The organism is Mycobacterium sp. 852002-51163_SCH5372311, assembly GCF_001667115.1.
GTDB lineage: Bacteria > Actinomycetota > Actinomycetes > Mycobacteriales > Mycobacteriaceae > Mycobacterium.
This window is the reverse complement of record NZ_LZIJ01000049.1, coordinates 88,178-111,137: the sequence shown is the minus strand read 5'-3', so window position 1 is coordinate 111,137 and position 22,960 is coordinate 88,178. Positions and strand designations below refer to the sequence as shown.

At 64.8% G+C, this 22,960-nt stretch carries 28 protein-coding genes and 3 tRNA genes; 21 read left to right on the top strand and 10 right to left on the bottom strand.

From position 1 onward, the window contains the following. Nucleotides 1-124 precede the first annotated feature (124 nt). The 4 genes from A5791_RS27070 to A5791_RS06160 all read right to left on the bottom strand — a co-directional run bounded on the left by A5791_RS27070 (nucleotide 125) and on the right by A5791_RS06160 (nucleotide 2,032). Nucleotides 125-283, bottom strand: coding sequence for a DUF6131 family protein (locus A5791_RS27070; RefSeq protein WP_231995815.1), 159 nt, complete (start codon nucleotides 281-283; stop codon nucleotides 125-127). Nucleotides 284-321: 38 nt separating this feature from the next. After that, nucleotides 322-540 carry a hypothetical protein gene (locus A5791_RS27065; protein WP_067374428.1) on the bottom strand — a complete coding sequence of 73 codons (219 nt, stop codon included), beginning with the start codon at nucleotides 538-540 and terminating at the stop codon, nucleotides 322-324. Nucleotides 541-651: 111 nt separating this feature from the next. Continuing rightward, nucleotides 652-1,062: an MmcQ/YjbR family DNA-binding protein gene (locus A5791_RS06165; protein ID WP_067232788.1), complete on the bottom strand. Its 411-nt coding sequence runs from the start codon at nucleotides 1,060-1,062 to the stop codon at nucleotides 652-654. Then, entirely contained in the window at nucleotides 1,055-2,032 is a 978-nt protein-coding gene (locus A5791_RS06160) for a class I SAM-dependent methyltransferase (protein WP_067232785.1), read from the bottom strand. Before A5791_RS06160 ends, A5791_RS06165 begins: the two co-directional genes overlap by 8 nt. Before the next feature lie 155 nt (nucleotides 2,033-2,187). Here A5791_RS06160 and A5791_RS06155 point away from each other — a divergent pair, with 155 nt between their 5' ends. Both A5791_RS06155 and A5791_RS06150 read left to right on the top strand, forming a co-directional pair. Next, a complete protein-coding gene (locus tag A5791_RS06155) occupies nucleotides 2,188-2,535 on the top strand; it encodes a nuclear transport factor 2 family protein (RefSeq protein ID WP_067232782.1) in 348 nt (115 codons plus the stop codon). A 41-nt stretch (nucleotides 2,536-2,576) separates the two neighbouring features. Continuing rightward, nucleotides 2,577-3,575 (top strand): phosphotransferase family protein, encoded by a 999-nt coding sequence (locus A5791_RS06150; protein ID WP_082966776.1) that lies wholly within the window; start codon nucleotides 2,577-2,579, stop codon nucleotides 3,573-3,575. 47 nt (nucleotides 3,576-3,622) lie between these two features. Here the strand turns inward: A5791_RS06150 and A5791_RS25845 are convergent, their stop codons facing one another. Then, nucleotides 3,623-3,892 carry a WGxxGxxG family protein gene (locus A5791_RS25845; RefSeq protein ID WP_197504611.1) on the bottom strand — a complete coding sequence of 90 codons (270 nt, stop codon included), beginning with the start codon at nucleotides 3,890-3,892 and terminating at the stop codon, nucleotides 3,623-3,625. 158 nt (nucleotides 3,893-4,050) lie between these two features. Between A5791_RS25845 and A5791_RS06145 the strand changes: the two genes are divergently transcribed. Beyond that, nucleotides 4,051-4,341, top strand: coding sequence for a GlsB/YeaQ/YmgE family stress response membrane protein (locus A5791_RS06145; RefSeq protein ID WP_067232776.1), 291 nt, complete (start codon nucleotides 4,051-4,053; stop codon nucleotides 4,339-4,341). 63 nt (nucleotides 4,342-4,404) lie between these two features. Here the strand turns inward: A5791_RS06145 and A5791_RS06140 are convergent. Together A5791_RS06140 and A5791_RS06135 are read right to left on the bottom strand one after the other, a co-directional pair. After that, nucleotides 4,405-4,477, bottom strand: a tRNA-Arg gene (locus A5791_RS06140). Nucleotides 4,478-4,497: 20 nt separating this feature from the next. Continuing rightward, nucleotides 4,498-4,589, bottom strand: a tRNA-Ser gene (locus A5791_RS06135). 89 nt (nucleotides 4,590-4,678) lie between these two features. Here A5791_RS06135 and A5791_RS06130 point away from each other — a divergent pair. Together A5791_RS06130 and A5791_RS06125 are read left to right on the top strand one after the other, a co-directional pair. Then, on the top strand, nucleotides 4,679-5,758 hold the full coding sequence (locus tag A5791_RS06130; RefSeq protein WP_067232771.1) for a pyridoxal phosphate-dependent aminotransferase: 1,080 nt from the start codon (nucleotides 4,679-4,681) through the stop codon (nucleotides 5,756-5,758). A 2-nt stretch (nucleotides 5,759-5,760) separates the two neighbouring features. Continuing rightward, nucleotides 5,761-6,216, top strand: coding sequence for a DUF4334 domain-containing protein (locus tag A5791_RS06125; RefSeq protein ID WP_067232765.1), 456 nt, complete (start codon nucleotides 5,761-5,763; stop codon nucleotides 6,214-6,216). Here the strand turns inward: A5791_RS06125 and A5791_RS06120 are convergent. After that, a complete protein-coding gene (locus A5791_RS06120) occupies nucleotides 6,213-6,806 on the bottom strand; it encodes a TIGR03086 family metal-binding protein (RefSeq protein ID WP_067232761.1) in 594 nt (197 codons plus the stop codon). The two genes, A5791_RS06125 and A5791_RS06120, sit on opposite strands and share 4 nt — an antisense overlap. A 23-nt stretch (nucleotides 6,807-6,829) precedes the next feature. Here A5791_RS06120 and A5791_RS06115 point away from each other — a divergent pair, with 23 nt between their 5' ends. From A5791_RS06115 to A5791_RS06105, 3 genes are all read left to right on the top strand, one after another. Beyond that, the gene (locus A5791_RS06115) at nucleotides 6,830-7,654 is read left to right on the top strand and encodes a crotonase/enoyl-CoA hydratase family protein (RefSeq protein ID WP_067232758.1); all 825 of its coding nucleotides are present in this window, start codon (nucleotides 6,830-6,832) and stop codon (nucleotides 7,652-7,654) included. An 87-nt stretch (nucleotides 7,655-7,741) separates the two neighbouring features. Next, nucleotides 7,742-8,977: a lipase LipE gene (lipE, locus tag A5791_RS06110; protein ID WP_067232848.1), complete on the top strand. Its 1,236-nt coding sequence runs from the start codon at nucleotides 7,742-7,744 to the stop codon at nucleotides 8,975-8,977. Between the two features lie 28 nt (nucleotides 8,978-9,005). Further along, nucleotides 9,006-9,197, top strand: coding sequence for a hypothetical protein (locus A5791_RS06105; RefSeq protein WP_067232755.1), 192 nt, complete (start codon nucleotides 9,006-9,008; stop codon nucleotides 9,195-9,197). Nucleotides 9,198-9,300: 103 nt separating this feature from the next. On the opposite strand, the gene A5791_RS06100 is transcribed toward A5791_RS06105, so the two are convergent. Continuing rightward, nucleotides 9,301-9,387: transfer RNA gene (locus A5791_RS06100), tRNA-Ser, on the bottom strand. A 394-nt stretch (nucleotides 9,388-9,781) separates the two neighbouring features. Between A5791_RS06100 and A5791_RS06095 the strand changes: the two genes are divergently transcribed. Both A5791_RS06095 and A5791_RS06090 read left to right on the top strand, forming a co-directional pair. After that, a complete protein-coding gene (locus A5791_RS06095; protein ID WP_067232750.1) occupies nucleotides 9,782-10,753 on the top strand; it encodes an NAD(P)H-quinone oxidoreductase in 972 nt (323 codons plus the stop codon). A 103-nt stretch (nucleotides 10,754-10,856) separates the two neighbouring features. Next, complete coding sequence (locus tag A5791_RS06090) at nucleotides 10,857-12,395, top strand: serine/threonine-protein kinase (protein WP_082966775.1); 1,539 nt, start codon at nucleotides 10,857-10,859, stop codon at nucleotides 12,393-12,395. A 49-nt stretch (nucleotides 12,396-12,444) separates the two neighbouring features. Here A5791_RS06090 and A5791_RS06085 read toward each other — a convergent pair whose 3' ends face one another. Further along, complete coding sequence (locus tag A5791_RS06085) at nucleotides 12,445-13,641, bottom strand: cysteine desulfurase-like protein (protein ID WP_067232742.1); 1,197 nt, start codon at nucleotides 13,639-13,641, stop codon at nucleotides 12,445-12,447. A 138-nt stretch (nucleotides 13,642-13,779) separates the two neighbouring features. Here A5791_RS06085 and A5791_RS06080 point away from each other — a divergent pair, with 138 nt between their 5' ends. The 11 genes from A5791_RS06080 to A5791_RS06030 all read left to right on the top strand — a co-directional run bounded on the left by A5791_RS06080 (nucleotide 13,780) and on the right by A5791_RS06030 (nucleotide 22,952). Beyond that, complete coding sequence (locus A5791_RS06080) at nucleotides 13,780-15,750, top strand: DUF6541 family protein (RefSeq protein ID WP_067232739.1); 1,971 nt, start codon at nucleotides 13,780-13,782, stop codon at nucleotides 15,748-15,750. A 96-nt stretch (nucleotides 15,751-15,846) separates the two neighbouring features. Then, nucleotides 15,847-16,311, top strand: coding sequence for a bacterial proteasome activator family protein (locus tag A5791_RS06075; protein ID WP_067232845.1), 465 nt, complete (start codon nucleotides 15,847-15,849; stop codon nucleotides 16,309-16,311). Nucleotides 16,312-16,331: 20 nt separating this feature from the next. Beyond that, nucleotides 16,332-17,168 (top strand): ABC transporter ATP-binding protein, encoded by an 837-nt coding sequence (locus A5791_RS06070; RefSeq protein ID WP_067232736.1) that lies wholly within the window; start codon nucleotides 16,332-16,334, stop codon nucleotides 17,166-17,168. Then, nucleotides 17,161-18,069, top strand: a complete 909-nt coding sequence (locus A5791_RS06065; RefSeq protein ID WP_067232732.1) for a glycosyltransferase — start codon at nucleotides 17,161-17,163, stop codon at nucleotides 18,067-18,069. Before A5791_RS06070 ends, A5791_RS06065 begins: the two co-directional genes overlap by 8 nt. Beyond that, entirely contained in the window at nucleotides 18,066-18,896 is an 831-nt protein-coding gene (locus A5791_RS06060; protein ID WP_067232730.1) for an ABC transporter permease, read from the top strand. Before A5791_RS06065 ends, A5791_RS06060 begins: the two co-directional genes overlap by 4 nt. Nucleotides 18,897-19,339: 443 nt before the next feature. Further along, the gene (locus tag A5791_RS06055; RefSeq protein WP_067232727.1) at nucleotides 19,340-19,804 is read left to right on the top strand and encodes a GTP cyclohydrolase I; all 465 of its coding nucleotides are present in this window, start codon (nucleotides 19,340-19,342) and stop codon (nucleotides 19,802-19,804) included. Then, entirely contained in the window at nucleotides 19,804-20,331 is a 528-nt protein-coding gene (locus tag A5791_RS06050) for a 6-carboxytetrahydropterin synthase (protein WP_197504609.1), read from the top strand. The genes A5791_RS06055 and A5791_RS06050 overlap by 1 nt, the downstream gene beginning before the upstream one ends. A 98-nt stretch (nucleotides 20,332-20,429) precedes the next feature. After that, the gene (locus A5791_RS06045) at nucleotides 20,430-20,660 is read left to right on the top strand and encodes a hypothetical protein (RefSeq protein ID WP_067232723.1); all 231 of its coding nucleotides are present in this window, start codon (nucleotides 20,430-20,432) and stop codon (nucleotides 20,658-20,660) included. A 45-nt stretch (nucleotides 20,661-20,705) separates the two neighbouring features. Then, entirely contained in the window at nucleotides 20,706-21,824 is a 1,119-nt protein-coding gene (locus A5791_RS06040; RefSeq protein ID WP_067232720.1) for a flotillin family protein, read from the top strand. 171 nt (nucleotides 21,825-21,995) lie between these two features. Next, entirely contained in the window at nucleotides 21,996-22,484 is a 489-nt protein-coding gene (locus A5791_RS06035) for a GreA/GreB family elongation factor (protein ID WP_067232717.1), read from the top strand. 39 nt (nucleotides 22,485-22,523) lie between these two features. Continuing rightward, nucleotides 22,524-22,952, top strand: coding sequence for a GtrA family protein (locus tag A5791_RS06030; RefSeq protein ID WP_067232715.1), 429 nt, complete (start codon nucleotides 22,524-22,526; stop codon nucleotides 22,950-22,952). Nucleotides 22,953-22,960: the final 8 nt, after the last annotated feature.

The window sequence follows — 22,960 nt, the reverse complement described above, 5'->3', positions numbered from 1 at the left end:
GACACAGGTTCAAGTATCCGTATACGTCTGGGCCGACGCTATGGCATTCCTTTGGGTGAACTGTGAAAAACCGCGTGACTGCCGAAGCAGTCACGCGGCTTCCACCCGCTCCGTTTGCGTGGACTTAGTACCAGTACCGCCTGCCGGCGACCGGGCGACCTACAGATCCCATGATCCACAAGATCGCACCGATTACCAGCAACACGATGCCGAGTGTCCACAGAATATGGAGCGTAGGGAACACAAGTCCCAGAATGATCAAGACGACACCAAGTGCGATCATGGTCAACTTCCTTTGTTTGAGAGGGATAGAGGGTTCACTTATTGCTTGGGCTGCGGCACATTCACCGGCGGCACATCACAATGGACTGCTGGATTGAGTTTGTAATTCAATGGTCCCGCAATCACCGTTGTTGCGATGGAAGCCGCTGAGGCGCAGTTAGTTGGCCCATTCTCGAAGTAGTGACGCTGCCACGCCGCGAATACGCCGATGAGCAGCCACACTACGACAATCGCACCAATAATTCCGCGGCCTCGCATAGTGACCTCCGTTGTGTCCGAGATTAAATCCCGTGGCACTAGCGATACCCGTTGGCCCGATGTCTAAACATCTTCTTAGACTGAGCTGTTGCACTTTGTCGGACATAGGCGCTACCGCTGTTGGGCCAGCCAGGCGGCGGCACGTTTCTTCGATGCCCGCGACAACCAGGCGTCCTGAACCAACTCGGTCAATTCGGCCTTGCCGATTTCCTTGAGCCGGCTCGCGCGCACCAGAACGGAAGGGTGCCCGTCGAAATGGCCGGTGGTGAAGAACGGCGAATCAGGGTCTTGAACCAGCGCCAATTTGTCGCTCTCCGACTCCACCCAGAGCATGATCACGTCGGCATAGCGTTCGCCGGTGACCGGGTCGGTTGCGTCGGGCTGGGGAGTTCGGAAGAACACGAACGACTTACCGCCCACCTGATAAATGGCGTTGCCCTTCGGGCCTTCCAGGCGCGTGACGTGTGGCATCGACGCGGCGATCCGATGCACGTCGTCAACCCGGGCGGGGCGGTCAGCCATTGCCGCGACGATACCCGGCGCCGCCGTCGTCGTCGCGTCGCTGCGCGGACACGAAAAGCGTTGGGGGCATTGAGTCCTCGGCACCGTGCGGAATGCTGCGGCCGTAGCGCGCCATCAGCTCGGGTAAGGTCGCCGCCGATGTGTCCCAGCCGTGTTGACGCAGCCAGTCGGCGACGGGTGTGCGTTCTTCGGCGTACCACAGGTCGTCGAAATCCGTAATCTCCGCGTCGACCAGTTTCGCGGCCGCCGCCCTCATGCGGCGCATCTCCTCGCGTTGGCGCTCCACTCGCTCGGGAGCGGTGAATCCTTCGGCGGGAACGTTGGAGGCCAGCCAACTGCCGTCCGAACTGAGGGCATGTACGCGCTCGAACAAAAGATCTTGGGCCTGCGCCGGCAGATACCGCACCAACCCCTCAGCCGACCACGCAGCCGGCCGTGATGCGTCAAACCCAGCTTCTTGCAAAGCTTTCGGCCAGTCCTGGCGGAGGTCTATCGGCACGTTCACCAATTGTGCCGTCGGTTGTGCGCCGTGATCGTGCAGCGTGGCGGATTTGAATTCCAGCACCTTGGGCTGGTCCAGCTCGTAGACGACGGTGCCCTCGGGCCACGGCAGCCGCCAGGCCCGCGCGTCCAGGCCGGACGCCAGAATCACGACCTGGCGAACACCGGCGTCGGCCGCGCCCAGGAAGAACTCGTCGAAAAACGCTGTACGTGTGGCCATGAAATCGACCATCAGCCGTAGTCGTGCCCGCACGTCGGGCTCTATGTCGGACGTTTCGGCCAGCAGCGCCGGGTTCAAGTACAAGCTCCACATCCCGTCGCCGGCTGCCTCCACAAACACCCGTGCGAAGGGGTCGTTGATGAGCGGGTCGTCGCTCGCGGTCTCGGCGGCGCGAGCCGCAGCGACGCCCAATGCGGTGGCGCCGACACTGTGCGTGATGTCCCAGGAATCGTTGTCCGTGCGCGGCATTCGCCCAAGCCTCCCTAGCCACCCCAACAGAACGTCAGTTTCGCAAACTATTCTTCCAGCATCGTTGTCCTCGTTGGAGGTTCCAGCCGCCTGCCGGGGGTGCCCTACGCTTTTTCCCAGAACGATCACCAGGTTTCGAGAGGTCGAGGAGCACCATGACTCGTACGCCGCAGCAAATATTCGCCCACCACGGCCAGGCGCTCGCCGCGGGCGACCTCGACGAGATCGTCGCCGACTACGCCGACGACTCGATGGTGATCACCTCGTCAGGTGTGGCGCGCGGCAAGGACGACATTCGAAAGGTGTTCGTCAAGCTGCTCGACGATCTGCCCAATGCGGCGTGGGACTTGAAGACTCAGGTACTGGAAGGCGACGTGCTTTTCCTCGAGTGGTCCGCCGATTCGGCGGCGAACCGGGTTGAGGACGGCGTCGACACGTTTGTGTTCCGCGACGGGATGATCTGGGCGCAGACCGTGCGGTACACCCCGCGGGCCAAGGGTTGAGCCGCGTGGAACCCGTAGACCTGAAAGCCGTTGCGGACTGGATGTCCGAGCAGGGGTTGGGCGAGGGTCCGCTGACCGACGTCTCGGCGGTTACCGGCGGAACCCAGAACGTCATGTTGCGCTTCAACCGGTCCGGGCGCTCCTATGTACTCCGCCGCGGGCCGCGGCATTTGCGACCCCGCAGCAATAGCGTGATCCTGCGGGAAACCAAGGTGCTCGCCGCGCTGGCCGGCTCCGACGTGCCGCACCCGCACCTGATCGCCGCCTGCGATGATCCCGGCGTGCTGGGCGATGCCGTGTTCTATCTGATGGAGCCGATCGACGGATTCAACGCCGGCGAAGGGTTGCCGCCGCTGCATGCCGGCGACCCAGAGGTGCAGTACGGCATGGGGCTGTCGATGGCCGATGCTCTGGCGAAGCTTGGGGCCGTCGACCATGTCGCCGTCGGTCTTGCCGATTTCGGCAAACCGGAGGGCTTCCTGGAACGCCAAGTGCCGCGCTGGCTTTCGGAACTGGAGTCCTACCAGGAGTACGACGGCTACCCCGGGCCCCAGATCCCGGGCGTCGATCAGGTCGCCGCGTGGCTGGAGAGCCATCGGCCCAAGACGTGGAAACCCGGCATCCTGCATGGTGACTACCACGCGGCCAATGTGATGTTCTCCCGCACCGGCCCGGAGGTGGTGGCCATCTGTGACTGGGAGATGTCGACGATCGGCGACCCGTTGCTGGATCTGGGCTGGCTGTTGGCGACCTGGCGTCAGAATGACGGGTCGTCGGTTTTCAGCCACTTTCTGGGCACGCAGGAGGGGCTGGCGAGCACCGACGACCTGCTACAGCGATATGCCGTGAACACCACTCGCGACCTTTCCCAGATGACCTGGTACACCGTGCTGGCCTGCTTCAAGCTCGGCATCGTGATCGAGGGGACGCTGGCCCGCGCGTGTGCGGGCAAGGCCGAGAAAGAGGTTGGCGACCAACTTCACGCGGCCACGGTGCAGCTGTTCGAACGAGCGTTGGGGCTGATCGAGACGGGGACTTGAGCTGCAGGTTGGCGCTCCGCCACGCCGCTTTCCGGCCGGCCGCCGAACTAAGCCGTTGGGGATGGGCCGCGAGTGTCCGGCGCCGCAGTTCCTGCTCCCACGGTGGGTCCATTGCGTCGGCGCGCCAGTCCGGCGAGCCCGAGCAGCCCAGCAAGCCCGGCCAGCCCCCACAACTCGCGGTTGTCACTGCGGTTGTCGGCGTGATTGTCGGCGATTGTGGTAGTCGACGATGGCGACGCCGGTGTCGGCGGAGGAGGGTTGACAAGTGCCCCGCCGAACAAGAGCGTCCCCGTCGCCGCGGTGACAGCTATGGTCATTCGCATAGCAAACTCCGAAGGTGAGTAGGTAAGACCTACCAGGCGCGTACCCCGCAAAGCCCGCACTAATCAACTTGTGTGTTACAAGCGTTCGGTTCAGGGAACCCGTATGTCGAAGATGGAGCCCATCGGGGGCGCCGTTACCGACAGGAGTTGCAATGATTGGGACAATAATCCTCGCCATCGTCGTGGGCGCGGTTATCGGTTTGGTGGCGCGTCTCGTCATGCCCGGTAAGCAAGACATCGGCATGATCATGACGATTGCGCTCGGCGCCCTAGGCGGGTTGATCGGCTCTTGGGTGGCTAGCTACTTCGGATACCACAATGCCAACGGTGGAATCGCCTGGATTCCCTTCTTCATCGGCGTAGGTGTTGCCGTCGTCCTCATCGCGATCTGGGAAGCCGTGCGGGGTCGTAGTGCCCGCCGTAGCGGGTTGCTTCGACGGTAGGCGATATCGAACTCGCCGGGTGCCTCCAGCCGCGGCGGCAAAGCTAGCCAAGCTCGCGGTGAGCGCGCCCGAAGAGATTCGAACTCCCAACCTTCTGATCCGTAGTCAGATGCTCTATCCGTTGAGCTACGGGCGCATGTCTTCAGTTGTGCTGCGTGGCGGAGGCGAGAGGATTTGAACCTCCGGTCCCCTTGAAGGGGGACAACTCATTAGCAGTGAGCCCCATTCGGCCGCTCTGGCACGCCTCCATTGGACTTCCTGAGGGTACCCGACTTCTTTTCGGCATCCCCGAACCGCCGGAGGGTTAGCGTACACAGCGGCGACATATGCTGTCGAAGTGAGCGCCCGCCTGCGTCCCGTGCTGGCCGGCCTTCCGGTTTATGTTCCCGGCAAAACGGTGCCGGGCGCAATCAAACTGGCCAGCAACGAGACCGTGTTCGGCCCGCTGCCCAGCGTCCGCGCCGCAATCGAACGGGCCACCGACGTCATCAACCGCTATCCCGACAACGGCTGCGTGCAGCTCAAGGCTGCGCTGGCCAGGCATCTGGGTTCGGACTTCGCGCCCGAGCACGTCGCAGTCGGCTGCGGTTCGGTCAGCCTGTGCCAGCAGCTTGTGCAAATCACCGCCTCGGCGGGCGACGAGGTGATCTTCGGCTGGCGCAGCTTCGAGCTGTATCCGCCGCTCGTCCAGGTCGCCGGCGCGATTCCGCTCAAAGTGCCGCTGACCGACCACACCTACGACCTCTACGCCATGCTGGCCGCGATCACCGACCGCGCCCGGCTGATCTTTGTCTGCAACCCCAACAACCCCACGTCCACCGTCGTCGACCCGGACGCACTCACGCGCTTCGTCGAGGCGGTACCGCCGCACATCCTGATCGCCATCGACGAGGCCTATGTCGAGTACATCCGGGACGGCATGTTGCCCGACAGCTTGGAGCTGGTCCGCGCCCACAGCAATGTCGTTGTGCTGCGCACGTTTTCGAAGGCTTACGGACTGGCGGGCCTACGCGTCGGCTATGCCATCGGGCAGCCCGACGTGATCACCGCGCTGGACAAGGTCTACGTGCCGTTCACCGCGACGAGCGTCTCGCAGGCCGCCGCCATCGCCTCGCTGGCTGCCGCCGACGAGCTACTGGCGCGCACCGACGCCGTCGTCGCTGAACGCGTCCGGGTCAGCAACGCGCTGCGTGATGCCGGATTCACCCTGCCGTCCTCGCAGGCCAACTTCGTCTGGCTGCCGCTCGGGCCGCGCACTCGGGACTTCGTGGAACAGGCCGCCGAAGCGCGTATCGTGGTTCGTCCGTACGGCACCGACGGCGTCCGGGTCACCATCGGCGCGCCCGACGAAAACGACGCTTTCCTCGAGTTTGCCCGGGGTTTCGCCCGCAGCTGGAACACCGATCGTAAGGAGTGACGATGAGCCTGGCCCGTAAGAAGTTCGCCGATTTCAAGGACCGCAGCGTTTCCGACGCCGAACTCGACGATTACTGGGCCAGCCTGGAGCCGGCGACCATCGAAGGCATGATCGGCGAGTGGTCCGGCGGCGAGTTCGTCACCGGCCACAAGATGAACGGCAAGCTGGAAAAGGCCGGCTGGTTCGGCAAGACCTTCAATTCGGTTACCGACGTCCAGCCGCTGGTGTGCCTGGACGCCGACGGCAACAAGTTCTCCAATGTGACGATGGGCAAGGGCGAAGCCTGCCTGTGGCTCGAAGAATTCCGCGGCGAAGTCACCGCCACGATGGTCTACGACGGGCAACCCGTGCACGACCATTTCAAAAAGATCGACGACGATGCGGTGATGGGCATCATGAACGGCAAAGGCGTCCTGGACAACGGCCGGTACTACTACTTCTATCTGGAACGCGTCTAGCCACTCGGCCTAAGCGGGTTGCGGCCGGTGAATGCGATCAGCCGGTCCATCGGGCCGGCATCGGCGGCCACCTCGACCGGCTCGGCGAACCCGCCGCGTGCGCGTTGATCCGGCTGGATGAGCCGCCGCGCCAAGTCGAGGACGTATTCGACCAGCGGATCCGGGGCCCTGACCTCGCGTCCCAGGGCCGCGGCGTAGTCCCAGGCGTGGACCAGGAACTCGACCGACAACACCGACGCGGCGACTTTGGCGGGTATCTCCGATTCGCCCAGCGAGACGTTGCCCTCCAGCCCGTGCCGATGCCAGGCATCCAAAGTGGGCCGGGCCGCGCCGATGATCCGGTCTTCCACCGCGCCGCTCGGTTCACCCGTCGGATGGTCGGCGTCAACCATGCGTCCGAGCGTGGTGACGGAGTTCAGCAAATGCTCGGTCAACTGCGATACGTCGTACTCCGAACACGGTGTCTGCCTGGACAAGTCGTCCCCGGCGATGGTGTGCACGACTTGCTGCAATACCGCGAGGGACTGCTCGGCGCTGCGTAGCTCGTCGGTCGGCGGGGAATCCGGTCCGGGTCGCAAATCTGAGGACATATCCGCCACGCTACGGTCTGGGAATGGGCGAAACATACGAATCCGTGACCGTCGAAACCAAGGACCAGGTTGCGCAGGTGACGTTGATCGGGCCGGGCAAGGGCAACGCGATGGGCCCCGCTTTCTGGTCCGAGATGCCGGAGGTGTTCGCGAAGCTGGACGCCGACCGCGACGTGCGGGCGATCGTGATCACCGGATCGGGCCGGAACTTCAGCTACGGCCTGGACGTGCCCGCGATGGGAGGTTCGTTCACCGCGTTGCTGGCCGACGGCGCGCTCGCTCGCCCGCGCGCGGAGTTCCACGCCGAGATCAAGCGGATGCAGGGCGCGATCAGTGCCGTCGCCGACTGCCGGACCCCCACTATCGCCTCGGTACACGGCTGGTGCATCGGCGGCGGCGTCGACCTGATCTCTGCGGTGGACATCCGCTACGCCAGCGCCGACGCCAAGTTCTCGGTGCGTGAGGTCAAACTGGCCATCGTCGCCGACGTCGGCAGCCTCGCCCGTCTGCCGCTGATCTTGAATGACGGACATCTGCGTGAACTTGCGCTGACGGGCCGCGACATCGATGCGGCAAGGGCCGAGAAGATCGGTCTGGTCAACGATGTATACGACGATGCCGAGGCCACACTGGCGGCCGCCCATGCCACCGCCGCCGAGATCGCCGCCAACCCGCCGCTGACCGTCAACGGCGTCAAGGATGTCCTTGACCAGCAACGCATTTCAGCGGTTTCGGAGAGCCTGCGCTATGTCGCGGCCTGGAACGCGGCCTTCCTGCCGTCCAGGGATCTGACCGAGGGCATCCAGGCGACGTTTGCCAAGCGTCCGCCGCAGTTCGCCGGCGAGTGACTTGCGGCCCGAGGGCGACGAAGCGTGCGCGACCACGCTAAATGCAGTCCCGGGCCGGCGGCACGTACCCTCTCGAAGGTGGCGACTTTGACACACGACGGAAGAATCCGTGTGCCGACCGACCTGGATGCAGTCACGGCGATCGGCGAAGAGGACCACTCCGAAGTCGACAGCGCAGCCGTGGAGCGGATCTGGCGGGCCGCGCGGCATTGGTACCAGGGCGGCATGCACCCCGCGATCCAGCTCTGCATCCGGCGAAACGGCCGCGTCATACTCAACCGGGCCATCGGCCACGGCTGGGGCAACGCGCCCACCGATCCGCCCGACGCCGAGAAGATCCCGGTCACGACCGAGACGCCGTTCTGCGTGTACTCGGCGGCTAAAGGCATCACCGCGACCGTCGTGCACATGCTCGTCGAGCAGGGGCACTTCTCGCTCGATGACCGAGTCTGCGAGTACATCCCCACGTACACCAGTCATGGCAAGCACCGCACCACGATCCGCCACGTGTTGACCCACAGTGCAGGGGTTCCGTTTCCCACCGGACCCAGGCCAGACCTCAGCCGCGCGGACGACCACGAGTACGCACAGGAGCAGCTCGGCAAGCTCAGACCGCTGTATCGGCCGGGCCTGGTGCACATCTACCACGCGCTCACGTGGGGTCCGCTTATGCGCGAGATCGTCTACGCCGCCACCGGCAAGGACATCCGCGACATCCTGGCCACCGAGATTCTGGACCCACTGGGCTTCCGGTGGACCAACTTCGGCGTCGCCAAGCAGGACATCCCGTCGGTCGCGCCCAGCCACGCGACGGGCCGGCCGTTGCCGCCGGTGATCGCGGCGATCTTTCGCAAGGCGATCGGCGGGACCGTGCACGAGATCATCCCGTACACCAACACTCCGGCGTTCCTGTCCACCGTGGTCCCGTCGTCCAACACGGTGTCGACCGCGAACGAGATGTCACGTTTTGCCGAGATCTGGCGTCGGGGCGGTGAACTCGACGGCGTGCGCATCATCAGCGCGGAGCGGATGTACGGCGCGGTGCAGGAATGCCGTCGGTTGCGGCCGGATTTCGCCGTGGGCCTGATGCCGGCTCGCTGGGGTACGGGCTACATGCTGGGCACCAACCGGTTCGGACCGTTCGGGCGCAACGCGCCGGCGGCGTTTGGAAATCTCGGCCTTTCCAACATCGCCATCTGGGCCGACCCGGCGCGCGGCATATCCGCCGGTGTGATCAGCAGCGGCAAGCCCGGGCGCGATCCTGCCGTCAACCGCTACACGGCGCTGATGGACACGATCACCGCTCAGATCCCCGCCGGTTAACAAAGTGGGCGGTGGGAACACTGCCGCTATGGCTACCTACCGAGTGCTCAACCCCAAAGGCGATGTGGTCGCCACCAAGGACATCGAAAGCGCCGACGACGCGCATGCCTGGTTCGTCGACAACGAGGTCGAGGGCAGCGAGCTGGGCTGGCGCATCGAGGTCGAGCGCGACGGCGAATGGCATTTCTTCGACGACAGCGAAGGCGACCGCAGCTATTAGTAGTGGGCGCGTCGCGCGCGTGCGCGAAATGTCAGCAACATCGGCATGTCGTCGTACAAACGCGCACCCTCGCGATGGGGGCTGACGCGACTCATGGCAAGAGCGGTGGCGGAGGGATTTGAACCCCCGGACGGTTTTAGCCGTCTCTCGCTTTCAAGGCGAGTGCATTAGGCCGCTCTGCCACGCCACCGCCGATAAGGGTAGCGGCCGCTGGCGCACCCGATCTCAATGCGGCCATCGACTGCACCGCATTGGCCACAGCTGCCACATCAGTCTCCAGCCCGGGGCGGGGTCCATACGAATTTGCCCTCTTTCGCGCGACACCGATGGCGTGTCCTCGATTTCTGCGAACCGGGTGCGCGAGCACGCCCACTAATCGCCTGTGCATCTACGGCTTTCAGTGTGCAGCGAGGGCGGGATTTTCGTCGTGAGAGCGCCCTGGGCTCACTCTGAACGCCGTAGATACACACTGAAAGCCCTGGGGCTCACACTGATCGCGCTGGGTTCATTGCTATAAGCCCGGGTCGCATACCGAGAGCTGCCAGCGGCCGATTCCGCCTGACAGCAGCCGGTAGCGTGACCCTATGCGCGCCATCGTGGCTGAATCCCCCGAGCAACTGACCTGGCAAGAAGTACCCGACGTCTCCGCCGGCCCCGGCGACGTACTGGTCAAGGTCGCGGCGGCCGGCGTCAACCGCGCCGACGTGCTGCAGGCGGCCGGAAAATACCCGCCACCGCCCGGAGCCAGCGAGATCATCGGCATGGAGGTCGCCGGCGTCGTCGCCGAGGTGGCCTCCGATGTGCCCGGATGGACTGTCGGACAAGAGGTTTGCGCCTTGCTGGCGGGTGGCGGGTACGCCGAGTACGTGGCCGTTCCGGCCGGCCAGCTGATGCCGATTCCCTCGGGTGTCGACGTGGCCGACGCCGCCGGGTTGCCCGAAGTGGCCTGCACGGTGTGGTCGAACCTGGTGCTCACCGCTCACCTCAGCGAGGGACAGGTCGTCCTGCTGCACGGCGGTGCCAGCGGCGTCGGAAGCCACGCGATCCAGGTGGCTCGAGCGCTGGGCGCTCGCGTTGCCGTCACGGCTGGATCGTCGGAAAAGCTGGAGTTTTGCCGCGACCTCGGCGCCCAGATCACCATCAACTATCACGACGAGGATTTCGTGGCCCGGCTGAGAGAAGAGACCGACGGGGCCGACGTGATCCTCGACATCATGGGCGCGGCGTATCTGGACCGGAATATCGACGCCCTGGCCACCGACGGGCAGCTGATCGTCATCGGGATGCAGGGCGGGGTGAAGGGCGAGCTCAACCTCGGCAAGCTGCTCGTCAAACGGGCCCGGGTGATCGGCACGACGCTGCGCGCCCGGCCGGTGTCTGGGCCGAACAGCAAGAGCGAGGTCGTCGCGGCGGTGACATCGGCGGTGTGGCCGATGATCGCCGACGGCAAAGTCCGGCCGATCATCGGCGAGCGCATGCCCATCCAGCAGGCCGCCGAGGCACATCAATTGCTGGTCTCCGGGAAGGTGTCCGGAAAGATCGTGCTCACCATCTGACGCGCAGAGGCTCCCGTTTCGGGCACGAAATGAGGAGCTTTTGCGTCCGCTCGCCGCTGGATCTGGCGTTACGCTCGCGAGGTTAGGTGAGGAAGGCGTGCCGATGGACGAGGTGGCGTTTGGCCGTTACCGGTTGTTGTCACTGATCGGTGCGGGCGGTATGGGCCGGGTGTATCGGGCCCACGACACGATGATCGGCCGTGATGTGGCGGTCAAGGTGTTGCCCCCCGAATTGGGTGCCGAACCGGGCTATCGGGCGCGCTTCAAGCGTGAGGCCCACGCGGCGGCCCGGCTCAACGAGCCGCACATCATTCCGATCTATGACACCGGCGAGATTGACGGGCAGCTGTATCTGGTGATGCCGATCGTCGACGGCATCGATGTACACGAGCTGTTGCGCCGCGAGGGCCCGATGAGCCCGCAGCGGGCTGTGCATGTGATCGAGCAGCTGGGTGCGGCGCTGGATGCCGCGCACACGGTGGGGTTGGTGCATCGTGATGTCAAGCCGTCCAACGCGCTGGTGACTGCTCGTGATTTCGTGTATCTGATCGACTTCGGCATCGCCCACGACGGCGCTGCCACCAAGCTGACCAGCACCGGGATGATGGTCGGCACGCTGGCCTACATGGCGCCAGAACGCTTCAGCGCCGGTGTGGCCGATGCCCGTTCGGACGTGTATGCGTTGGCGTGTGTGTTGCACGAATGCCTGACGGCACATCAGCCGTTTCCCGGTGACAGCCTTGAGCAGCAGATAGCCGCTCATCTGACGTTGGATCCGCCTCGGCCTACCGAGCGCCGGGCCGACCTGCCCGCGGGATTGGACGACGTCATCGCCCGGGGTATGGCGAAAAGTCCCGAGCAGCGCTACCAGAGCGGGCATGAGCTGGCCGACGCGGCCCGTCACGCATTGTCCAGCGCCTCCTCGCCGATCCCGCTTTCGCGGCTCACCGCTACCCGGCCCGCACCCGCTGCGTCTCCGCCCGTCGCCTCGACGTTGACGTCCACCCGCCGGGTCGCGCCTGAGCCTGCTCGGCGCACCGTTGCGACCGGACGGCCGGGATGGTGGATCGCCGCCGTGGTGGTCGTCATCCTGGCCGTCGTCAGCGTCGCTGTCCTGACGACGCTTCTGCTTCGGCATCCCAGCGGATCCCAAACCCCAACTGCTGCACCGTCTTCGGGACCGATCACACAGCCCGCGCCAGCCGCGGGCCAAACGGCCCAACCCGCACCTGCGTCAACCCATACCACCCCACCGGTCCAAGCCTCGACGCCGTATGTGAAGCTTCCAGGCCTTGCCGGATGCATGGTCGCTACGGAAAACGTTGTCTGTCAAGGTAATTGGCCGCAGGCCCCGGTGACGCCGTGTGCGCAATGCCGAGAACCGATGCACATGGACCAAGTGCTGGTGGACACCAACGGCACCCTCACCTGGCGAGACGCGAACATCGGCAGTCCCAATAGCCCCGGCGGTCCTGGGTGGTTTGTCCTCAACGCTGGACAGCCCTACCACGGCTACGGCTGGACAGCCGAGTCTGATGGCGGTGGCCATGTCACCTTCAAGAACGACGCGACGGGCCATGGCATGACCATTACCGCGGTGGCGACCGGCGACTCCAGCCATGGCGAGATCAAAGCGTTTTAGCGCGCAGCACTTTCGACGCGCAGACGTAATTTTGCGGCTGGTCGCCGAATTAACCGAGCGAGGCCAGCGCGCGGACCAGCTGGTCGACCTCGGCCATCGTCGAGTAGTGCGCCAGTCCGACGGTTACCGCACCGCCGACGTCGTTGACCCCCAGCACATCCAGCGCACGCGAATGCTCGTCGGTGATCGCCAGGATTCCGTTGTCCGCCAGGCGCTGGACCACCCGCTCGGCCGGCACTCCGTGCAGAGCGAAGCTGATCACCGGTATGCGCGTCTCGGGCCGGCCGATGAGCATCACCAACGGCAACGACCGCAACGACACCATCAGATAGTCGAAGACCCGGTTCAGATAAGAAGCGGCCGATTGCATCGACACCGCCAGGCGTTCGCGTCTGCTGCCGCGAGCCGACTCGTCAAGCGCAGCCAGGTATTCGATGCTGGCGACGACACCGGCCAGCAGACCGAACTGGTGCCCGCCGACTTCCAAGCGCGCCGGGCCGGTCGCATGCGGATCGGTCGAGACCGAGCTGAACGAGTCCACCAGAACCGGATCGCGAAACACCAACGCGCCGATCGGTGGACCGCCCCACGCGTTGGCGTTCACCGCCACCACGTCGACGTCGGTCTCCCTGACGTCCAGCAACCGATAAGGCGCGGCGGCGGAATGGTCGACCACGGCCAGCCCGCCGACGTCGTGGACCAGTTTGGTCATCGCCCGCAGATCGGTGACCGTGCCCAATGTGCCCGACGCGGAGGTGACGGCCACCAGCCGGGTCGACTTGCCGATCAGGCTCTCCCACTGCCACGTCGGCAAATCACCGGTCTCGATGTCGATCTCGGCCCATTGCACCTTGGCCCCATAGCGATGGGCCGCGCGTAGCCAGGGCGCGATGTTTGCCTCATGGTCCAGGCGGCTGACGATCAACTCGTAGCCGAGGCCGGCCCGCGACGACGACGCTTCGGCCAGCGAAGCCAGCAGGATCGCGCGATCGGCACCCAATACGACACCGGCCGGGTCGGCGTTGAAGAGGTCGGCGACGGCCGTGCGTGCCGCATCCAGCACCGCCGCACTGCGCTGCGCCGACGGGTGCGCGCCCACCATGCTGGCGCTGGATCGGCGAAACGCCGTCGAGACCGTGGTCGCGACGGAGTCGGGAATCAGCATCCCGGCCGGCGCGTCCAGGTGCACCCACCCGTCACCCAGCGACGGATGCAACCCACGCACCCGGGCGACGTCGTATGCCATGACAGCCACCTTAGAGCTTCCGCAATCCCGCGAAATTGTGACGGTAGCGGGCGTCCCAGACGGTCCAATCCGGTCCAGCCGGCCGGCTGTACGAAGAGGCCTCGCGAGCCAGGTCACCCGGCCAGCCATACTAGTCGAGTGGGGCTTGCCTTCGGAACGCTGATCGCGCTGTTCTTGCTAATCGCCCCCGGAGCCATCGTCGCACGCATTGCACAGCTAACTTGGCCGACCGCCATCGCAGTTGCTCCGGCACTCACTTACGGGGTGGTCGCGCTGGCCATCATTCCCTACGGTGCGGTCGGAATTCCCTGGAACGGGTGGACTGCGCTGGCCGCACTGGTCGCGGTCTGCGTACTGGTGACGGGTTTGCAGGTGTGGCTCGCCCGCTACCGTGACAGGGACGCTGAGGCCCGCGCGGTGGGCGGTCGGCCGGCGCTCATCGTGGCGGCGGGTGTGCTGCTCGGCGCGCTACTGATCGCCTTTGCCGCCTGTCGCGGCCTCGTGCACTGGCAGTCCATCCCGAGCACGTGGGATGCGGTCTGGCACGCCAACACCGTGCGCTGGATTCTCGACACCGGTCAGGCGTCCTCGACCCACATGGGCGAGCTCCGCAACGTCGAAACACACCGGGCGCTCTACTACCCGGCGGTCTTCCACGCATTGACCGCGGTGTTCTGTCAGCTGACCGGGGCCGCACCCACTACCGGTTACACCCTGAACTCCGTAGCGGCGTCCGTCTGGCTGTTCCCGGTCAGCGCCGCCATCCTGACTTGGCACGTGCTGCGACCGCGGACCAGCGAAATACGCGCTGCCGGGGCCGCGGCTACCGCGGCCGCGCTGTCGGCGTCGTTCACCGCGGTGCCCTATGTCGAGTTCGGCGTCGCCGCGATGCCGAACCTGGCCGCCTACGGAATCGCCGTTCCGACGATGGTGCTGATCACCTCGACGTTGCGGCACCGCGACCGCATTCCGCTGGCCGTGCTGGCATTGGTGGGGATCTTTTCGGTGCACATCACCGGCGGTGCGGTCGTCATGCTGTTGCTGGGTGCGCGGTGGCTTTTCGAAGAGCTATGGCACCCCGTCCGGGGGCGCATCGCCGACGTTCTGACGCTTGCCGGCGTCGGAGTGGTTGCCGGACTGATCCTGTTGCCCCAGTTCATCAGCGTCACCCAACAAGAGGACGTCATCGCCGGACATTCGTTCCCGACATATTTGAGCAAGCGACGCGGACTCTTCGACGCCGTCTTTCAGCACTCGCGCCACCTGAACGACTTTCCGGTGCAATACGCGATGATCGCGCTGGCCATTGCCGGCGCGCTGGTGCTGCTGTTCAAAAAGGTGTGGTGGCCGCTGGCGGTCTACCTGTTGCTGATCGTCGTGAACATCGATGCGGGCACACCGCTGGGTGGGCCGATCGGCGTCGTGGCCGGCGGCATCGGGGAGTTCTTCTACAAAGATCCACGGCGGATCGCGGCGGCGACGACGCTGCTGTTGACGGCCGGAGCAGGTCTTGGCTTATTCGTGGCCGTCAAGCTGTTCGCGGCGTTGGGGAGACGACTGACCGACCGTTTCAGACCGGTGCCCGCACGGGCCTGGGCCGCGACAACAGCCGTGCTGCTGACCGTGGCCACCCTGGTAAGTGCGTGGCACTACTTCCCGCGGCACCGCTTCTTGTTCGGCGACAAGTACGACTCGGTGATGATCAATCGCCAAGACCTCGACGCCATGGCTTACCTGGCGACGCTTCCCGGAGCCCGCAACACCATCATCGGCAACTCCAACGTCGACGGCACGGCGTGGATGTATGCGGTCGCCGACCTGCACCCGCTGTGGACCCACTACGACTTCCCACAACAGACGGGCCCGGGGTACTACCGCTACATCTTCTGGGTTCACGCCCGCGAGGGCACCAGCAATCCGAAAGTGGTCGAGGCCGTCCACGCGCTCAATATCCGCTACATCCTGACCAGCGAGCCGACGGTTCGCGGGTTCGCCGAGCCCGAAGGGATAAGGTCTCTGGAGAAATCGGAGTCGTGGGCGAAGCTGTACGACAACGGTGGGGCCCAGATCTGGGAATGGCGCGGGTATACCGCAGCGAAACGCCCCTGAACGGCTTGCAAGAGGACGGTGAGTGAATTGAGAACTGGTGACGATGGCCCAGATGACAACGGCATCGAAATCATCGGCGGTATTGACCCGCGGATCATGGCGCCCCGCGGTGCGGACGATGACGATAACGACGAACGCTCGCTGACCGACTTGGTCGAGCAGCCGGCCAAGGTGATGCGCATCGGCACGATGATCAAGCAGTTGCTCGAGGAAGTCCGCGCCGCGCCGCTCGACGAAGCCAGCCGCAACCGGCTGCGGGAAATCCACGCCACCAGCATCCGGGAACTTGAAGACGGGCTGGCGCCGGAACTGCGCGAAGAGCTCGACCGCCTCACCCTGCCGTTCAACGAGAACAGCGCGCCCTCGGACGCCGAATTGCGGATCGCCCAGGCCCAGCTGGTCGGCTGGCTGGAAGGGCTGTTCCATGGCATCCAGACCGCACTGTTCGCCCAGCAGATGGCCGCCCGCGCGCAACTCGAGCAGATGCGCCAGGGCGCCTTGCCACCGGGTATCGGTAAGCCGGGCCACCCCGGCGGTCACGGCACCGGCCAATACCTCTAACCTTCCAAGACCGTCAACCCGTGTCTCCCCGCCCGTACATCGAAACCCGCAATGCGTGGGTGGAGTTTCCCATCTTCGACGCGAAGTCGCGTTCCTTGAAGAAGGCCGTGCTCGGCAAGGCAGGCGGCACGATCGGGCGCAACAACTCCAACGTCGTCGTCGTCGAGGCATTGCGGGACATCACGATGTCGCTGAATCTGGGCGACCGGGTGGGCCTGGTGGGACACAATGGGGCCGGCAAATCGACTCTGCTGCGGCTACTTTCGGGCATCTACGAACCGACCCGCGGCTCCGCGAAGGTCCTCGGCCGAGTGGCTCCGGTCTTCGACCTGGGCGTCGGGATGGACCCCGAAATCTCCGGCTTCGAGAACATCATCATCCGCGGCTTGTTCTTGGGACAGACCCGAAAGCAGATGCTGGCCAAGGTCGACGAGATCGCCGAGTTCACCGAGCTCGGAGAATACCTATCGATGCCGTTACGCACCTACTCCACCGGAATGCGGGTGCGGCTGGCGATGGGCGTGGTCACCAGCATCGACCCCGAGATCCTGCTGCTGGACGAAGGCATCGGCGCGGTGGACGCCGACTTCTTGAAGAAAGCCCAGACACGGCTGCAGCGCCTCGTGGAGCGTTCCGGGATCCTGGTTTTCGCCAGCCATTCAAACGAATTCCTGGCGCGGCTGTGCAAAACCGCGATGTGGATCGACCACGGCGTCATCAAGCTCACCGGCGGCATCGAGGACGTGGTGCGCGCCTACGAGGGCGAGGACGCCGCCCGGCACGTACGCGAAGTACTGGAGGAAACCCAGTCCGACGCCGAAAAGCCGCTGGCGCAAAAAGTATCCGGGGATGAGTGAGGCCGTATTCGCCGTGGTGGTCACCCACCGGCGCCCCGACGAGCTGGCCAGGTCGCTGGATGTGGTGACCAGCCAGACCCGATTGCCCGATCAGTTGATCGTCGTCGACAACGACGCATCTGATCACGTGCGCGATCTGGTCGCCCGCCAGCCGATTTCCACCACGTATCTGGGGTCGCGCCGAAACCTCGGCGGCGCAGGGGGTTTCGCGCTGGGGATGCTGCATGCGCTGGCCCAGGGCGCCGACTGGGTGTGGCTGGCCGACGACGACGGGCGCCCGCAGGACGCCCGGGTGCTGGCGACCCTGCTGGCCTGCGCCGAGAAGTACGGCCTGGCCGAGGTGTCGCCGATGGTCTGCAACATGGACGACCCGCAACGGCTGGCGTTTCCGTTGCGGCGCGGCCTGGTATGGCGCAGGCGCGCAAGCGAATTGCGCACCGAACCGGGCCAGGATCTGCTGCGCGGGATCGCCTCGCTGTTCAACGGCGCCCTGTTCCGCGCGTCCGCCCTGGAATCGATCGGCGTACCAGACATGCGGCTGTTCATCCGCGGCGACGAGGTGGAGATGCATCGCCGGCTGGTGCGGTCCGGCCTGCCGTTCGGCACCTGCTTGGACGCGGTTTACCTGCACCCCTGCGGATCCGACGAGTTCAAGCCCATCCTGGGCGGCCGGATGCACACCCAATACCCCGACAACCCGACCAAGCGGTTCTTCACCTACCGCAATCGCGGCTACCTCATGTCGCAGCCGGGTCTGCGTAAGCTGCTGTTTCAGGAATGGGTGCGGTTCGGCTGGTTCTTCGTGGTGACCCGTCGTGACGCCAAGGGCCTGCTGGAATGGATTCGGTTGCGCCGCTTGGGACGTCGCGAGAAGTTTGGACGGCCTGGAGGTTCGGCATGACGTTCATTGACGCGGCTGCACAGTCCAAGACGTTTGCTCGGGCCCGAACAGACTTGATCGAGGGTTTCCGCCGCCACGAACTCTGGCTGCACCTTGGCTGGCAGGACATCAAGCAGCGCTACCGCCGCTCAGTGCTGGGGCCGTTCTGGATCACCATTGCCACCGGCACCACGGCGGTGGCAATGGGCGGCTTGTATTCCAAGTTGTTTCACCTGGAACTGTCCGTGCACCTGCCTTACGTCACCCTTGGGTTGATCATCTGGAACCTGATCAACGCCGCGATTCTCGAGGGTGCCGAAGTATTCGTCGCCAATGAGGGATTGATCAAGCAATTGCCGACACCGCTGTCCGTGCATGTGTACCGGCTGGTGTGGCGGCAGATGATCCTGTTCGCGCACAACATCGTCATTTATCTGGTCATCGCGATAGTGTTCCCGAAGCCGTGGTCGTGGGCCGACTTGTCGGTGGTTCCGGCACTGGCGTTGATCTTTCTCAACGCGGTTTGGGTGTCACTGTGCTTCGGCATTCTGGCGACCCGTTACCGCGACATCGGTCCGTTGCTGTTCTCCGTCGTGCAGCTGCTGTTTTTCATGACGCCGATCATCTGGAACGACGACACGCTGCGCCAGCAAGGCGCCGGGCGCTGGTCGAGCATCGTCGAGCTCAACCCGCTGCTGCACTACCTCGATATCGTCCGTGCGCCGTTGCTGGGTGCTCACCAAGAGTTACGGCACTGGGCGGTGGTGGTGGTGCTGACGGTCGTCGGCTGGATGTTGGCGGCCGTCGCGATGCGGCAATACCGCGCGCGCGTGCCGTACTGGGTGTAGGGAGCTGCTCGATAACGCGGCGGGCGTCGTCGTCACATCTGTCCCTTGAGTACCGGAAAAGGGAGGCATGATGTGGGCTGCAAAGTGATAGCGCCGGCGATATCACTTGCATGGGCCGGCAGGCCTTCCGCTTTTCTGGCTTTCCGCGTGAATCCTGGGCTTTCGGTGTGAATCCTGGGCTTTCGGTGTGAATCCTGGGCGGAAATTCGCGCCGATCGCCGCCCTAGATTCACGGCGAGCGCCGTAGATTCACACCGAAACCCGTCAGTTCACACCTAAAGCACGCCGCGTCGCACGGCATTGCAGTCGGCGAGTCGAAACACGGCTCCAAGAATCCTTTGAGAATCCGCCAAGGATCCTTCAAGGCCTCGCGCGGATGCTGAGCCGACGCATGAACACGCTCGATCACATGCGTCTCCACAAATGATTCCGAGAGGATCCACATGCTGCGTCATGCTGACCTGTCGATGCTCGCCGGTGGCTCACCGCCAGCCCCAGACAGCATTTCCGAGGTGCTGATTGCCCGTCCGATTCCGTTTCATTCGCTGTGCGAGCAGCATCTGCTTCCGTTCTACGGCGTCGTGCGCGTCGGCTACGTTCCGGACGAAACGCAACTAGGGCCGTCGGAGCTGGCCCGCATTGTCGATGCGTGCGCCCGCGGCATTCAGATCCAGCGGCGGATGACCACCCGGATCGCGCTGTGGCTGCACCACCAGCTGGCGCCCAGAGGGGTGGGCGTCCTGGTGGAGGCAGTCCACATCTGCACGCCACCGAGTCGCGTCTCGGCCGTCGGCACGCAGACGCTCACCACCGCCTACTACGGATCCTTCTTTGAGAGCACCCGTGCGCGACACGAATTCCTCACCCTGGCAAGCCAAGAGCAGGCATCGACGCAGAAAGGCAAATGATGAGTAACACCGCCCTCGCTGACGTGGTGCAAATTGCGACGATGCACCGTGACGACGCGCCGCAGGGCCGAACGGCACGATTCCATATGCGCAACCAGTTCGACAGCCTCCCCTGCTGCCACCGCTCCAACGAAGGAAAGCGCTTCTTTCTGCACGGCTATGAGCGGACCTTCGAAATCGAATTCGCTTGCGCGCAAACCGAACCCGGCACCGGTTTGGTGCTGGGTCCCGACGCCCTCGACGAAATCCGCGCGGCGTTGCGAAAGCAGTTCGACCACACCACACTGATCGCCGCGGACGATCCAGAACGCGATCTGTTCGAGCTGCTGGCCGGCCGGGGTGTGATCGATCTGCGGATCATGGACAACACCGGCATGGAGCGCTCCGCGGCCTGGGTGTTCGACACCGTCGAGAGCATCGTGGTGCGGTCAACACAAGGCCGCGTCTGGGTGTCGCAAATAAAGGCGCGCGAGAGCCACAGCCACGGCGTAACCCTGACCGCCCGGGCACCAGCAATCCCGAACTGAACCGAGCGAGGCTCGAAACGGGCCTTTCCGGGCGCACGGGCCTCCTGGCAAAGACGATTAACTCGACGCCGGACCGCTCGGAGGAGGATCATGCGATCGTGAGCGAGGTGATCGGCTGCGTCGGAACGCTGGTCGTAGCGACTCGCGGCGACGGCGGGGCCGGCGAGGTCTTGCTTACTGTGCGGGGGTCCAAGGAGGCATTCCTGGCCTGGTCCGATGAACCACTCCCGAAGGGCACCACGGTGCTGGTAATCGACGTCCGCGGCGCGAGAACAGTTGTCGTCGAGCCCTGGCATGACCCCGACCTGTTCAGGCCGTATTCGGGCTAACTGACGAAATCCCCTAAAAACAACAACGAACACCCAGGAGTCACCATGCTCGGTTATAGAGTGCCCGATCCGGACGAGGCGATGCTGATTGCGGGCGCCCGAAGCAAGGGCAACGCCCCCTTCCGCGTCGTGACCGGTCACGGCGCGTTCGTAGTCCCGTTCTTCCGCAAGGCCCACTTCCTGACGCTGGCGATGTGCGAGTCCGAGGTCGCCGAAAAATGCGTCACCCAGCAGGGCATCACCCTCAATGTCCGCGCGGTGATCGCGTTCAAAGTCGGCAACGACACCGAGAGCATCATCGCCGCGGCCCAGCGATTCCTGTCCGAGCAAGACCAGATGTCGGTACTCACCGGCCGGATCTTCGCCGGCCACCTGCGTTCGATCATCGGCTCGATGACCGTCGAGCAGATCATCCGGGAACGCCAGAAGCTGGCGACCGAGGTACTCGACGGCTCCAAGGAGGAAATGGCCCGCATCGGCCTGAACGTCGACGCCTTGCAAATCCAGTCCATCGATGACGACGGGCTCGGCTACATCACCGCGATGTCGGCGCCGCACAACGCCGCCATCCAGCAACAGGCGCAGATCGCTCAGGCACAGGCGAACCAGAAGGCCGCCGAGGCGGAGCAGGAGTCACAGCGCCAGCAGGCCGAATTCGCGCGTCAGACCGCCATCGTCAAGGCTCAGTACAAGGCCGAGGTCGACAAGGCTCAGGCGGAGGCGGCGCAGGCGGGCCCGCTGGCCGAAGCCGAGGCTCAGCGCGAAGTGCTGGCGATGCGCACCGAGTTGGCCCAGCGCGCTGCCGAACTGCGCCAGCAGGAGCTGGTCGCCGAGGTGGTCAAGCCCGCAGAGGCCGAAGCCGAACGGGTCCGGATCCTGGCTCTCGCCGATGCGGAGAAGATGAAGATCCAGGCCGAGGCGGCGGCGTCGCACAACCGGGTGGCGCTGGACAGGATGCTCATCGACCAGTTGCCGCAGATCGTGGAAAAGGCCGCCGGTGGGCTCGCGGGCGCAAATCTAACCGTGCTCAACGGCGCCGACGGACTCAGCCAGGTGGCCAGTGGGCTCGTCTCGCAAGGCAAAGCCATCTTCGACGCCCTGCGCGGCGGGATCATCGATTACGAGTACGACGGCGAGGACGCGCCGCCACCCGCCACCCAATAACGCGGGTATGCCGTTTGCCGACCGATTGGAAAACGCTCGTCCGAAATCGCAGACGGCTACGCCCAGTGGTGTCACACTGAAGCGCCACGAATTGGATTCACGGCAGCTGAGCGCGGCGGCGAACGGGTATCCATAGGCAAAACGTCAATCGGGCGCGAAAGGTCGGCCGACGTGAGTAAAAAGGTCCAATCATCGGGGCTGGCTGGCTCGGCGCGCGATCACCTCGCCGCGGAGCTAGCTCGGTTACGCCAGCGCCATGATCGCCTCGAAACCGAGGTCAAGAACGATCGCGGCATGATCGGCGACCACGGTGACGCGGCCGAGGCGATCCAGCGCGCCGACGAGCTGGTGGTGCTCGCCGACCGGATCAACGAGCTCGACCGGCGCCTGCGAGCCGGACCGCCAGAACACTCGGACGCCTCCGAAGCGTTACCGGTGGGAACCGAGGTGACGTTGCGGTTCGCCGACGGTGAAGTGGTCACCATGCACGTGATCTCCATCGTCGAAGAGACTCCGGCCGGCCGCGAAGGTGAGACCTTGACGGCCCGCAGTCCGCTGGGGCAGGCGCTCGCCGGACGTCAGCCGGGCGACACGGTGACCTACTCGACCCCGCAGGGGCCCAACCAGGTCGAATTGATCTCCGTCAAGCTGCCCACCTGAACTGCGGGCATAAGCGGGCCGGCCATTAGACTCCCCCCAATGGTTGCCCCGATACCCGAGGCTGCACCGCCGCGCCAACAGTTGAGCCTGACCACGCAGATTTGGCGTTTCGTCGTTACCGGCGGCCTGTCGGCGATCGTCGACTTCGGCCTTTACGTCATTCTCCTGAAAGTAGGAGGTTTGCCGTATGACCCGGCAAAGGCGCTCAGTTGGCTCGCCGGCACCATTACCGCCTACCTGATCAATCGGCGGTGGACATTTCAGGCCTCACCCAGCACCACGCGCTTCGTCGCCGTCATGGTGCTCTACGGCATCACCTTCGCGGTGCAGGTCGGGCTGAACCATCTGTGCCTGGCGCTGCTGCACTACCGGGGCTGGGCGATACCCGTCGCGTTCGTGATCGCCCAGGGCACCGCCACGGTGATCAACTTCATCGTGCAGCGAGCCGTGATCTTCCGGATCCGCTGAGCCGGTGC